Raw genomic sequence first — 13,367 nt, forward strand, 5'->3', positions numbered from 1 at the left:
AGGAGAATATAAACATGGAATCAATGACAAAAAAGCATGGCCAATTTTGGTCATTTCCGGTTTCACACTTTTCTTATTTCTTTATTTGGGCGATAGTTAATGGTTATTTAACCTTGTGGTTAGAACAAGTTGCTCATTTAACAGGTTCTGAATCTGGTATGATTTTTTCTTTGATGGCAGGTATGTCACTGTTATATCAGCCAATTTTTGGAATTTTATCTGATCGATTGGTTTTTAAGAAAACGCTAGTTCTTATTATCCTATTTGCAGGTGCTTTAGTTGGGCCATATTTCCAGTGGGTTTTTCTTCCTGTTTTACATGCGATGAATCCATTTACGGTCGCAATTCTTACTGGAATTTACTTAGCTTTTGTTCTTAATGGCGGTGTATCAGTCATTGAACAGTATGTCCAACGAGCTTCCTTAGCCAATCGTTTTGAATTTGGACATTCTCGTATTGGTGGATCGGTAGCTGGAATGGTGGCTTCGTTTATTGGCGGCCGCCTATTTCTGTGGACACCTAATGCTATATTTTGGGCAGCAACAGTATCTGCAATTATTGCAATTATTATGTTTGTGTTTTTCAATAAAATTGATTATGAAAACACTGTTTCAACTGGTGAAACATCAGAAAAACTCAAAATGTCAGATATTAGTAAAATTTTTAAATTAAAGAATTTTTGGTTTTTAGGTATCTTTTACATGGGTGCCTCAGCACTGTATGATGTTTTTGACCAACAATTCATTATTTTCTTTCATCAATTTTTCACATCTACTGCTGTATCGACCACGGTATATGCTAATACTGTGACAGCTCAAATGGTGATAGAGCTTATTTTGATGATTCCAATGCCTTGGATTATCAATAAAATAGGTCCACGAAATGGCTTATTAATTTATGGATTTATTACCGCTTTCCGTATTATTGGTACAGCCTTGGCACCTAATTGGATATTTATTGTGGCACTACGTTTATTAGCTGGGTTTGAAATGCCATTAGTTTTGGTCTCAATCATGAAATATATTTCAGATTCATTTGATTTAAGATTATACGCAACAATCTACGCGTTAGCCGCTAATTTTATGAAACAAATTTCTGTATTCATTTTTTCAGCGGTAGCGGGACAAATGTATGATGGTATTGGATTTCAAAAAACATATCTACTTATGGGTGGATTTGTGCTTCTAATATCAATATTTGCTTTCTTTACGTTATCCAAAACTGATAAAAATAATATTAGTCTCAAAAATGTTGAGATAAAAAAACTGTGATAAATTTGTTCGGACATTTTGAATATGGTCACGTCCACTCATGATCTGAATCAAAACAAAAATGCTAGTCAGATGAACACGCACTGATTAGTGTTTTTCACTTAGGAGAATATTTATGATGACACATAAAGAAACAATGCAAGCGATTAAAGCAGGTAACATTGCTTTGGGCGTAGAATTTGGTTCAACTACTGTTAAAGCTGTGTTAACAACAGAAGATTTTAAAACAATCGCTTCAGGAAGTTACGAGTGGGACAATAACTTTAAAAATGGTCTTTGGACATATGCCATTTCTGACATTTGGTTAGGATTACAGACGGCATATGTTAAGTTGCAAAAACAGATTCACGATGATTATGACGTAGATATAACACATATTAAAACAATGGGATTTTCTGCTATGATGCATGGCTATTTGGCATTTGATAAGAATAATGAGTTATTGGTTCCCTTTAGAACGTGGCGCAACGCTATCACGGGTCAAGCTGCCTCAGAATTAACCCAATTATTTAACTTTAATATTCCGCAGCGTTGGAGCATTGCACATCTCTATCAAGCCATTTTAAATCAAGAAACCCATGTTAAAAATGTTGATTTTCTCACGACACTGGCTGGTTATGTACATTGGCAGTTAACAGGTGACAAGGTAATTGGTATTGGTGATGCATCAGGTATGTTCCCAATTGACGAAAAAACGGGTACTTATAATCACGTCATGTTGGATAAATTCAGTTCATTGAAATCAGTTCAACAATATAATTGGCAACTAGAAAATATTTTGCCTAAGCCATTAAAAGCTGGGGAAAACGCTGGCTATTTGACAGAAAAAGGGGCAAATTTATTAGATCCTACGGGTCACCTAACAGCTGGCGCAATTATTGCGCCGCCTGAAGGCGATGCCGGAACTGGTATGGTAGCCACTAATAGTGTTAAAAAGAGAACAGGAAATATTTCGGTCGGTACGTCAATTTTTTCAATGATAGTGTTGGAAAAAAGCCTTGAACATGTTTACAGTAATATTGATATTGTCACAACACCTACTGGATTACCAGTAGCAATGGTGCATGCTAACAATTCTGCATCTGATTTAAATGCCTGGTCGAAACTTTTTGCGCAATTTGCAAAGTTAATTGGTTGCGATATGTCAATCAGTAAACTCTATCAAACGTTATTTAACGCTGCTTTAAATGATGCTGATCCTGATGCAGGTGGGCTTTCTGGCTACGGTTATTATTCTGGAGAAAATATTACGGCAATTCCTGAGGGCCGACCATTGCTTGTTCGGCAACCTGACGCCAATTTTACAATTGGTAATTTGATGCGTTTGCATTTATTTACGGCTTTCGGAGCGATTAAAATTGGCATGCGAATATTAGAGGATGAGCAGGTATTGACTGATAATATTGTGGCACAAGGTGGTGTATTCAAAACACCGATTGTTGCTCAAAAACTGTTAGCGGCAGCTTTAAATACCAACGTTACTGTGATGAAAACTGCTGGTGAAGGTGGTCCTTGGGGTATGGCAATTTTGTCTCTATATGCTGCTAATAAAAGTACCAATGAAACATTATCTGAATTTTTAAGCCATGTTGTTTTCGCTGATGAAAAGTCTGAAACGTTATCACCAGATCCAAGCGATGTTGCTGGATTTGAGGCGTTTATGGCAAGATATGTTGCTGGGTTAGACATTGAACTAGCGGCTATTAAAGCATTACCATCACAAAAAAGAAAGGAATGAACGTTATGTTAGAAAATTTGAAAAAAATCGTTTATGAAGCTAATATGGCTTTGCCAGCTAATCAGTTGGTGACACTCACATGGGGCAATGTCTCGCAAATTGACCGTGAAAAAGGGCTATTTGTTATTAAACCCAGTGGCGTAGATTATGCGGCACTCAGACCAGAAGACATGGTTGTTGTTGATTTAGAGGGACATGTGGTTGAAGGTGATATGAACCCATCAAGTGACACACCAACACACGCTTTTTTGTATCGACATTGGCCTGATTTAGGCGGTATCGTGCATACCCATTCAAAATGGGCGGTGGCGTTTGCTCAAGCAGGCATACCAGTACCGGCAGCAGGGACCACACATGCTGACACATTTTATGGTGATGTACCAGTGGCTGATCGGTTAACGCAAGTCGAAGTTGCTCAAGACTACGAATTAAATACCGGTAAATCAATCGTTCGTGTGTTTGAACGAGAAGGCCTTGATCCCATGGCAATCCCAGGCGTGTTGACTAATGATCATGGGCCATTTACATGGGGAGAAGATGCGATGGCTGCTGTCCATAATGCGATAGTTTTAGATGTTGTAGCAGACATGGATTATCACACGATGCAACTGAATCCAGCACAAGATATCCACGTACCACAGTACCTATTAGATAAACATTATTATCGTAAACATGGGGCTAATGCTTATTATGGACAAGGTAGCCATTGAAATAGCTAGCATATTTAAACGTTTTTGCTATTTTAATGCGATTGATTAGTAATTAGGTGCCAAATTATAAAATATAACTAAATACTGTAAAAAATGCAGGTACTTTAATCATTATTGTGTTCACACGATTAAAGTACCTGCATTTTTTGTATATTTATCGTCTCAGGACCGTTTTATTAGTCAAGTTAGGGTGTGGTTAATACGATATAGGGGGACTACATCAGGCAATGAATGATACCTAGCAACAATTAATTTTTATAATCTGCTTGATACTATTGATGGTAAGATATAAACTTATAAATGACATATATGAAGGAGGTTTTCTAACATGAAAAAGATATTACTTGTCGGCGCTTTAATTTTTTAAATCGTGATCAGGCAAATTCCTGATCTTGCATGAGCCAAAAAAAGGAGAAAAACTATGAATGATAAAATTCGTAATTTATCCATTATTGCACATATTGATCATGGAAAATCGACGCTATCAGATCGTATAATGGAACAAACAGAAACGGTTAGTAACCGAGAAACTAAAGCACAGCTACTTGATGACTTAGATGTTGAAAAAGAACATGGTGTCACAGTTAAAGCACGAGCAGTACGTAATATGTATCATGCCGATGACAATCAGACATATGAAATTAATTTGATTGACACACCAGGTCATGTTGATTTCAGTTATGAAGTCAGTAAAAGTTTAAAAGCCAGTGATAATGCCATTTTATTGGTTGATGCGACGCAAGGCGTTCAAGCACAAACAGTTGCTAATTTAAGAATTGCTGAAGAAATTGGCACAAAAATTATCCCAGTCATTAATAAAATAGATAATCCAGATGTTCAAATAGACCAGGTTGAGACAGAAATAAGAGCGTTATCACCAAATCTCAAAAATCGTCAAATCTTACATGTTTCGGCAAAAACGGGACAAGGCGTTCATGAATTACTTGAAGCAATTGTCACGGATATGGTGGCGCCGGTAGGTGATGATGATGGTCCATTATCTGCGTTAATATTTGATGCTTACTATGATTCATTCAAGGGACTTATTCTCTATGTTCGGGTATTTAATGGTGAGATTAATCCACAGGATGAATTTTTGTTATTGTCCAATAATAAAACATTAAAAATTAATGAGATCGGGGTATTAACCCCAAATAGAACCCCTGTTTCAGTTTTGAAATCTGGTGAGGTTGGTTATTTAATCACGGGTATAAAAGATGCCAGTGTTTCCTATATTGGGGATACATTAACTAGTAAATTATTGCCAACAGCAACACCATTGGCCGGTTATAAGCCAGCGCAATCAATGGTGTTTGCAGGCATTTATCCGAATGGGGCGTATTTACCCATGGCAAAAGCGCTTAAAAAATTAGCACTCAACGACACTTCTTTATCATTGATAGAAGAGACATCAGATGCTCTAGGACCTGGTTTTAGAGCAGGATTTTTAGGTGTATTTCATCTTCAAATTATAAAAGAACGTTTGCAAAAAGAATTTGGTGTTGATGTACTAGTTACTTATCCTAATGTGACGTATCATGCGTTTTTAAAAGGTGAGGGTCAAGATTTTTCAATCGTCACGAATCCAGTGCACCTACCAGATTTTGATCAACTTGTTGAGATAGAAGAGCCAATGGTACAAGCAACTATCATTACTAAAAGTGACACACTAAGCGATGTCATGGCGCTAGCAAACGCGTATCAAGGTGTGTTTATTGATATGATCAATCAAGGACAGCTGGTGAGTTTGGTGTACAAGATGCCATTATCAAAGATAGTATATACTTTTTTTAATAAGTTAAAGTCTATTTCACATGGCTATGCATCGTTAGCCACAGAAGAAATAGGTTATGAACTGGCCGATGTCGTTCGAATTGATATTCATATCAACTATGCACGGATTGATGCGCTAACCTTCATTAGCCACAGACAAGAAGTTGAACAGTTGACACAAAAGTTAGTGCACCAGTTGAAATACGCTGTACCGCGCCGTATGTATCCAATGCCGGTGCAAGCTATTGTTGAAGGGAAGGTCCTTGCGCGTGTTGACGTACCACCTTTGAGAAAAAATGCTGCAGTAAATGGTAAAAAACAGAGTATTTCAAAGAAGCAAGAACTACTCCGACGCCAAAACGTTAATAAACGTCAAGCGTCACGTAATGACATCGAGCTACCGCAATCAGTATTTAATGTGATGTTTAATTTGGATGAAGAATAAATAAGCGTCACGTCATGACGTTGGAGCATGCAAAACTAGCCCATGTTCAGGTGTTCGTGCGTTAATGACGATATCTTCAATTTTAAATATATGAGTCAATTGATCAGGTGTAAAGTATGATTTTTTCTCAGCAAGTTGCCGCAATGATTTACCTGTTCGTATAGATTCTTTGGCAAGTTTGGCGGCTTCTTGATAACCGATAATTGGTGTCATGGCCGTAGCGAAACTAACTGATAAATCAATATCTTGCGCCAGTCGTGATTTGTTACTTGTGATGCCATCAATCGCGTTAAGTCGTAAGGTAGTCATTGCTGCTGTGAGATGTTCAATGCCAGCAAATAATGAACGAAATATAATCGGTTCAAAAGCGTTGAGTTCTAATTGCCCAGCCTCTGCAGCTGCGGTAATTGTTGCATCAAAGCCAAACATTTCAAAAGCGACTTGGTTCACAACTTCTGGAATCACTGGATTAACTTTTCCGGGCATAATAGATGAACCTGCTTGTTTTGCTGGTAAATTGATTTCGAGTAGCCCAGATCGTGGACCAGAACTCATTAATCGTAAATCATTGGCAATTTTAGAGAGACTCATGGCGAGTGTTTTCAAAGTGCCTGATAAAGCGACCAAGCCATCAAGATTTTGTGTGGCATCAAACAGATCGTGAGCTTGTGTTAAAGGCAACTTGGTGATACCGGCAAGGTTTGGTACAATATGCACTTGATAATGGTAACTCACATTAATGCCCGAACCGATTGCTGAACCACCTAAGTTCAGCATATAGAGTGCATCGCGTGCTGTCTTGATGCGTAAAGTATCTCGGAGTAATGGTTTTAACCAAGCGTGAAAGCTGTTACCTAAAGTCATTGGCACGGCATCTTGCAATTGCGTACGACCCATTTTATAGGTAGTTGAAAATTCATCAGCTTTATTACCTAAAGCATCAATTAAATCCTGCAGTTCCGAAAGTAGCGGGTCAAGTAAACGTAATAAAGCTATTTTTCCAGCACTTGGATACGTATCATTTGTACTTTGAGCCATGTTAACATCGTCATTTGGGTTGATGTAGGTATAATCACCGCGCGAACGGCCAGTTTGTTCTAAGGCGACATTAGCAATGACTTCATTAACATTCATGTTAGCTGATGTACCGGCGCCACCTTGAATATCACTAATTGGGAACATTGATAAATCAATTGGGTTATTGAGCAGCGTCTTAGTAGCACTGACAATATGTTTGGCTACGGAGCGATCGAGGTTGCCAGAAGTTGCATTTGTTTTGGCGGCTGCTTGTTTGATTTCTAAAAAAGCACGAATCAATTCGGGGTGTGTTGGCTGTGAAGAAATGGGAAAATTATGTAGTGCACGTTGTGTATGAATGCCATAATAAGCTGTCTTTGGGATGTTGAGTTGGCCGAGTGAATCAGATTCAGTGCGCATGAGGATCTCCTTAGTAAATTCCTATAGGACTATTTTATCCCTTGTTGCAACTATACCAATTAAACATGTTACCTATCTTGACATGTGGTATCCTTTGTTAACCATGTGATTTAAAGGTGAAAGTATTTATTTAGTGTATCAAACCAAAATAAAATCAACATACCAATTGGTGTGTTGATTTTTTAGTTTACTTCTAGTATTTTAGCAGTGTGGTCATTTTCACCAATCACAACACGATTGACAACATCTGTAAACAAGCCATGCTCAACGACACCAACCATTTTAATTAATTCATCTCCGAGTTCACGAGGACTTTCAATTATTGGTAAATGCAGATCAATCAAAAAGTTAGCTGAGTCAGTACGTACCGGATTACCATTTTGATCTAAACGCCATGTCGGATGAAAGCCATCAGCTTGAAAGCGTTTAAACAGCTGGTCTGAACCATAGGGAATGACTTCTACGGGTAGATATTGATTAAGCTTTGAGACCCGTTTCGTTGCGTCAACGACCCAAATATTCTCACGTGAGTTAAAGGCAACAATTTTTTCCCAAAGTAAGGCCGCACCACCGCCCTTAATGGCTGAAAAGTCATCTGCAATTTGATCAGCACCATCAATCGTTAAATCAATTTTGTCAACGTCATCAACATTGTACATTGGGATACCAAGTTGCGCAGCGTTACGACGTGTTTTTTCAGAAGTTGCGACGCCGACGATTTTTAAATGTTCAGTCACAACGCGTTCGCCAAGGGCATCGACCACATGGGCAATTGTTGATCCGGAACCAATGCCGACAACCATACCATTTTTGACAAATTCAGCGGCGCGACGGGCAGCGATAATTTTTTGTAACTCTTGGCTCATGGTTTGTACGCAATCTCCTGATATTTAGTGGGGTTTTGGGCAAAAGTCTTTTTTACGTAAGGACAAACTGCTTTGATTGTCATATGATTAGCCTGTGCATCTTTAATGACAGTATCAAGTAACTGTGCAGCGATGCCTTGACCACGTAGAGAAGGATCAACACGCGTCGCGTTAACTGAATATGTTTGACCATCATTAATGGTCGTGTAAATAATTTCGGCTAATGTTTTGTCGTTGTCTTGTAAAAAATAACGTCCGGGTTCATGTTGAAAGTCCATAATTTTTCTCCATTCTGTTGTTGCGAGTGAAATAAGTCATCGATAACATCTGTTTATGCTTTCATTATACCGCATGATTTGACATAAATGGTATGATAAACTCATAAAACATGGTGCTTAATTGGTAACCTATAAATCATCGTATGGGTTTTAAGCGATCATAATATCATATGAAACAGTATCTTCAAATTTCTTTAAAAATGATAGTATTTTACCGTATAATGGTAAAGAAAGATTAACTAATAAATGGAGGAAACGTACAGCTTATACTTCGCGTGTTGGCTGTACTCTAATAATATGCGTGGATTTGAAGTTGTTTCAGCTAAGGCCAATGATGGTCTTAATTTACCAAAACGTAGTACACAAGCGGCAGCAGGATATGATTTTGAGGCATCAGAAGACATAGTTATTCCGAGTGCTACAAGTAATCAATTTTTTAAAGGGCTGAGCATTTTGTCATTAGGCAAGTTAAAAGGTGTACGGGATAATGTGGACCTTCAAAACATGCTTAAGCCGGTATTGATTCCTACCGGCATCAAGGCTTACATGGCAAATGGTGAATATTTGCAACTTGTTTCGCGTTCAAGTGGACCGATTAAAAAACGGATTATGATGCCTAACGCAGTTGGTATTGTGGATGCAGATTACTATAATAACCCCGCAAATGAAGGCGAAATTTTCTTCCAATTCATTAATTTTGGTATGAAAGACGTACACATCAAAAAAGGTGAACGCATTGGGCAAGGCATTTTCTTACCATATTTGCTGGCTGACGGGGATGATAATGTCGCAAAAGCTTCACGCCAAGGCGGTTTTGGATCAACGGGACAAAATTAACTAAGCACATACTGTATTAGTGTAAGCTGTGTCAGGAAAGCTACCAAAGCAGGTCAGTTGTTTAACTCAAATTGATAAAGGAGAATAACCATCGCTAAAGTAAAAACACAATTTATTTGTTCAAACTGTGGGTTCACGTCAGCACGTTATCTTGGTCGGTGTTCGAACTGTGGTGAATGGGGCACATTAATTGAAGAAAAAATTGCACCTGAAGTAAATGATCGTAAAAGTCGTGTTAGCTTAGATGGTCGCACGGCAAAAGTTGAAAAAATTAATGAAATTACTTCTGAAGAAACACCACGTGTGGCAACTAATTTGAAGGAACTTAATCGTGTCTTAGGCGGTGGCGTTGTCCCTGGGTCTATGGTGTTAATTGGCGGTGATCCAGGTATTGGTAAATCAACACTTTTGTTGCAAGTTTCTGGACAATTAGCACATGAGGGTCGTGTTTTGTACGTCACTGGGGAAGAATCTGCGACACAAGTTAAGTTACGTGCGGACCGCTTGGGTGTTGGTAACGATGAATTCTATTTGTATCCAGAAACTGATATGACGGCTATTAAAAAACAAATTGATGAATTACAACCTGATTTTGTCGTGATTGATTCCGTGCAAACGATGCAAGAACCAGATGTGACATCTGCTATTGGGTCAGTATCACAAATTCGAGAAGTTACTGCAGATCTCTTACAAATTGCCAAAACAAATAATATATCTATCTTCATTGTGGGCCATGTGACCAAAGATGGCGCGATTGCAGGTCCTAAAATTTTAGAGCATATGGTTGACACTGTGCTTTATTTTGAAGGTGATAGTAATTATAAATATCGTATCTTGCGTGCGGTGAAAAATCGATTTGGCGCAACCAATGAGTTGGGTATTTTTGAAATGCGCGATGGTGGCTTAATTGAAGTGGCTAACCCTTCAGAAATTTTCTTAGAAGAACGTTTAGCTGGGGCAACTGGTTCGGCAATTGTTGTCGCACTTGAAGGATCTAGACCAATATTGGTAGAACTGCAAGCTTTAGTGACGCCAACAGTGTTTGGCAATGCACAACGTACAGCCTCCGGATTGGATCGTAATCGTGTGTCATTGATTATGGCGGTGTTGGAAAAACGCGCGAATTTGTTGTTGCAGAATCAAGATGCGTATTTGAAAGCAGCGGGTGGTGTTAAATTAGATGAACCAGCGATTGATTTGGCCATTGCGGTAGCAATAGCCAGTTCATACCATGATAAAGAATCTCGCCCGAGTGATGTTTTTGTCGGTGAAATTGGTTTAACGGGCGAAGTACGGAGTGTTGCTGATATTGAGGGACGATTAAAAGAAGCCCGTAAACTTGGGTTTAAGCGTGCTATTGTGCCTAAGAACAATTTAAATGGTATTGAATTTCCAGAGGGCATACAAGTTGTTGGTGTGACAACGTTAAGTGAGGCTTTAAAATTAGCCTTGGATTAAATTAGTAAGGGGGAAATATTAATGGGTGAGAGTATTTGGCTGCTTATCGCGGGCTATTGTTGGCTCTATCAATATGTCTTACGTGGCATAGCTTATAGTTTGCGTTGGTGGATTGGTGTCTTTGCATCAGTATTACTAGTTGCTTTGGATATTTGGTCAGCTTGGTTGATTGGTTTAACGATTATAAATGACGATTTAGTGCTGTGGGGTAAGTTATTGATAGTCGGGATATTAGTGGCTATTACAATAATTTTATATCGTTGGTGTGATTTATTGTATCAATTAACGCAACAAAAAGATGAATCAGGTCGATTGGTTGCTAAATCAATTGGCGATATGGGCAATCGGTTTAAGAATAAAGCTAGTAACTTGAAAAGTAATAATTATAAACCTTAAATAAAAGTTTTACATAAAAAAGCTGCCTTTTTGTGACTTGGGCTGGTTTTATAATAAAAAAATTCGCTTTTTTGCAAAAATTTGGTGTTTATATTGCATATAAATGGCACAGTTTCAATCAATTATAAAGTAGTCTGTGAATTAGAGATCACTAGTTATGTCTAAAGTGCAACAAAAAAGTAGTCCATAAAGTGAACTACTTTTTTGTTGATCATTATGTTGACTTATATATTACAGTGTTTTTCTTCTATAACTCAATCCAGTACCGAGGACGATCAATCCTAGTGACCAAACAACTAAAATAATAGTTAGTTTTTCAGTACTGACATCGCCATTGTTTGTAAATAAATTTGTAATATCAGATTTGCCAATGATGATACGGTTTAAGTCTAGATAATTCAAAGGGAACCAATTAGATATAATACCCTTTGAAAAAATACTAGTATTTTGTGAAGCAATTAAAATACCAATTATCATGCCAATTTGTGTCAACGATTGCTTCACAAAGTGAACAACAATTAGCTGGAAAAATAAAATAATTATCATCAATAGTAGCGATAACAGAATGATATTACTTAAATAAGTGTAGCTACTTTGAGCGATAATGGTTTGTCCATTAGCTGTAGAGATCAACAGTTGATCTAAACTGCCAAACTTATTTTTTATTATCAAAAAAATAAGTATAGGTGTAAAACTCACAATGGCTATAACCATGAAAGAAGTTAATGCTACTATCGATTTAGCTAGTATTTTTTTCCATTTTGTTAAAGGTAATTGATTAATCAATTTACGCCCAGGTTCACCGTTTTCAGGAATATATAGATTTATAATTATCAAAGAAAATGCGACTAACCAGACTATTGTGGAAATATTTTCCCACAAAACGTACACTAAATATGCTACTGCTGACATGTGCTTATTTGGAATAGTAGCTCGTTCTTTATGAGTGATTGCCCATGAAAGCCGGTCTATCTTCATTTGGATTGTAACCGGTTGTTCACCTTGTAATTGGCCACTCTCTGTAGCTGTCTGTACTGATTGCCAATATGTTAAAGCTTCTCCCTCATAATTTTGATTGTTTTTCAACGCAGTCACAACATGTTCAGCATCATGATTTATCTTTTCCATAGTTTTCATTGTTTTATGCGCTTTTGGAATATTCTTTAAAGAATCATAACTTTGCTGAGCAGTCATTTTCTCAAGCCTATATTCATATAGTAATTGCCCTTTATCACTACTAGGCAAGCCGAAATAAGGTAATGTGGTTAAAATGATTAATCCACATAAAATTAACCATATAATCTTAGATCGTATTATTCGTTTGTACTCAAATATGATTTGCGTTTTCATTCAAATCCCCATAGATATTCTCATAATTTGCTTTGACTTTTATAATGTTGTTTGTATTTGGAAGGCTCTTAACAACTGTCCCACCCTTTAAATACCAAAACTCATCAACAAATTGGCTTAAATTATCAAGCAAATGTGAACTTACAATAACAATTTTATTTTTTTGTTTTAAATCGAGCATGACATTCGAAATAATAGACATATTTACTTGATCTAATCCGTTTATAGGTTCATCAAATAACATAATTTCAGCATCAACAAGCAAGTAAACGCCAATCATTACCATTTGACGCATTCCTAGTGACAGGCTCGCTATTTTTTTGTTTGTGTAATTTGATATTTTTAATAAATTAATTACTGATTCGCTCGATACTTTAGATTTCCAGCTTTGAGCGATGTATTTAAACATTTCATTGACAGTCAGCATCGGGAAGAGTGCGTCTTGATTTTCCATAAAAAAAACCGTCTCGTTATTTGACAGGACGATTTGGCCAGAAGTAATTAAAATATCTTTGTTTATTCCTCTCATTAATGTGGTTTTACCTGTTCCATTGGGTGCCACTAGCCCAACGATATGACCACTTTTTAATGTCATTGATAGATCATTGATTATTGGATAGTTAGTATCATAGGATAATACTAACTTTTCTAGAGATAAGCTCATAGTTAATATACCGTGTAAATATATGTTGTTAAGGTTGCGTATTCTGTCGCAGCTATTGAGAGTGAAACAATTTTTGTAATCCTCATAAAATCTCCTCTTTGTAAACCGATTTTTAGTGTCTGAGGTTACTTTACAATAAAATAA

At 37.2% G+C, this 13,367-nt stretch carries 12 protein-coding genes; 7 read left to right on the top strand and 5 right to left on the bottom strand.

Features of this window, described 5'->3' with window-relative positions; translation table 11 throughout:
• Nucleotides 1-14 precede the first annotated feature (14 nt).
• The 4 genes from AB3K24_RS01390 to lepA all read left to right on the top strand — a co-directional run bounded on the left by AB3K24_RS01390 (nt 15) and on the right by lepA (nt 5,937).
• Nucleotides 15-1,271, top strand: a complete 1,257-nt coding sequence (locus AB3K24_RS01390) for an oligosaccharide MFS transporter (RefSeq protein ID WP_367973450.1) — start codon at nt 15-17, stop codon at nt 1,269-1,271.
• A 115-nt stretch (nt 1,272-1,386) separates the two neighbouring features.
• Entirely contained in the window at nt 1,387-3,009 is a 1,623-nt protein-coding gene (locus AB3K24_RS01395; protein WP_409201752.1) for a xylulokinase, read from the top strand.
• A gap of 5 nt (nt 3,010-3,014) precedes the next feature.
• On the top strand, nt 3,015-3,719 hold the full coding sequence (locus AB3K24_RS01400) for an L-ribulose-5-phosphate 4-epimerase (protein WP_367973451.1): 705 nt from the start codon (nt 3,015-3,017) through the stop codon (nt 3,717-3,719).
• A 421-nt stretch (nt 3,720-4,140) separates the two neighbouring features.
• Nucleotides 4,141-5,937: a translation elongation factor 4 gene (lepA, locus tag AB3K24_RS01405; RefSeq protein WP_367973452.1), complete on the top strand. Its 1,797-nt coding sequence runs from the start codon at nt 4,141-4,143 to the stop codon at nt 5,935-5,937.
• Nucleotides 5,938-5,949: 12 nt separating this feature from the next.
• Here the strand turns inward: lepA and AB3K24_RS01410 are convergent, their stop codons facing one another.
• The 3 genes from AB3K24_RS01410 to AB3K24_RS01420 all read right to left on the bottom strand — a co-directional run bounded on the left by AB3K24_RS01410 (nt 5,950) and on the right by AB3K24_RS01420 (nt 8,518).
• On the bottom strand, nt 5,950-7,374 hold the full coding sequence (locus tag AB3K24_RS01410) for an aspartate ammonia-lyase (RefSeq protein ID WP_367973453.1): 1,425 nt from the start codon (nt 7,372-7,374) through the stop codon (nt 5,950-5,952).
• A 182-nt stretch (nt 7,375-7,556) separates the two neighbouring features.
• Nucleotides 7,557-8,240 carry a ribose-5-phosphate isomerase RpiA gene (gene rpiA, locus AB3K24_RS01415; RefSeq protein WP_367973454.1) on the bottom strand — a complete coding sequence of 228 codons (684 nt, stop codon included), beginning with the start codon at nt 8,238-8,240 and terminating at the stop codon, nt 7,557-7,559.
• Complete coding sequence (locus AB3K24_RS01420; RefSeq protein ID WP_367973455.1) at nt 8,237-8,518, bottom strand: GNAT family N-acetyltransferase; 282 nt, start codon at nt 8,516-8,518, stop codon at nt 8,237-8,239. Before AB3K24_RS01420 ends, rpiA begins: the two co-directional genes overlap by 4 nt.
• A gap of 297 nt (nt 8,519-8,815) precedes the next feature.
• On the opposite strand from AB3K24_RS01420, the gene AB3K24_RS01425 reads away from it, so the two are divergent.
• The 3 genes from AB3K24_RS01425 to AB3K24_RS01435 all read left to right on the top strand — a co-directional run bounded on the left by AB3K24_RS01425 (nt 8,816) and on the right by AB3K24_RS01435 (nt 11,209).
• On the top strand, nt 8,816-9,355 hold the full coding sequence (locus AB3K24_RS01425) for a dCTP deaminase/dUTPase family protein (RefSeq protein WP_367973456.1): 540 nt from the start codon (nt 8,816-8,818) through the stop codon (nt 9,353-9,355).
• A gap of 90 nt (nt 9,356-9,445) precedes the next feature.
• Nucleotides 9,446-10,813 (top strand): DNA repair protein RadA, encoded by a 1,368-nt coding sequence (gene radA / locus AB3K24_RS01430; protein ID WP_367975524.1) that lies wholly within the window; start codon nt 9,446-9,448, stop codon nt 10,811-10,813.
• Between the two features lie 21 nt (nt 10,814-10,834).
• Nucleotides 10,835-11,209: a hypothetical protein gene (locus tag AB3K24_RS01435; RefSeq protein WP_367973457.1), complete on the top strand. Its 375-nt coding sequence runs from the start codon at nt 10,835-10,837 to the stop codon at nt 11,207-11,209.
• 231 nt (nt 11,210-11,440) lie between these two features.
• Here the strand turns inward: AB3K24_RS01435 and AB3K24_RS01440 are convergent, their stop codons facing one another.
• Together AB3K24_RS01440 and AB3K24_RS01445 are read right to left on the bottom strand one after the other, a co-directional pair.
• A complete protein-coding gene (locus tag AB3K24_RS01440) occupies nt 11,441-12,559 on the bottom strand; it encodes a hypothetical protein (RefSeq protein WP_367973458.1) in 1,119 nt (372 codons plus the stop codon).
• On the bottom strand, nt 12,537-13,154 hold the full coding sequence (locus AB3K24_RS01445; protein ID WP_367973459.1) for an ATP-binding cassette domain-containing protein: 618 nt from the start codon (nt 13,152-13,154) through the stop codon (nt 12,537-12,539). Before AB3K24_RS01445 ends, AB3K24_RS01440 begins: the two co-directional genes overlap by 23 nt.
• Between the last annotated feature and the right edge of the window lie 213 nt (nt 13,155-13,367).

Origin of the sequence: Leuconostoc aquikimchii (assembly GCF_040838325.1) — a bacterium.
GTDB classification, from domain to species: domain Bacteria; phylum Bacillota; class Bacilli; order Lactobacillales; family Lactobacillaceae; genus Leuconostoc; species Leuconostoc aquikimchii.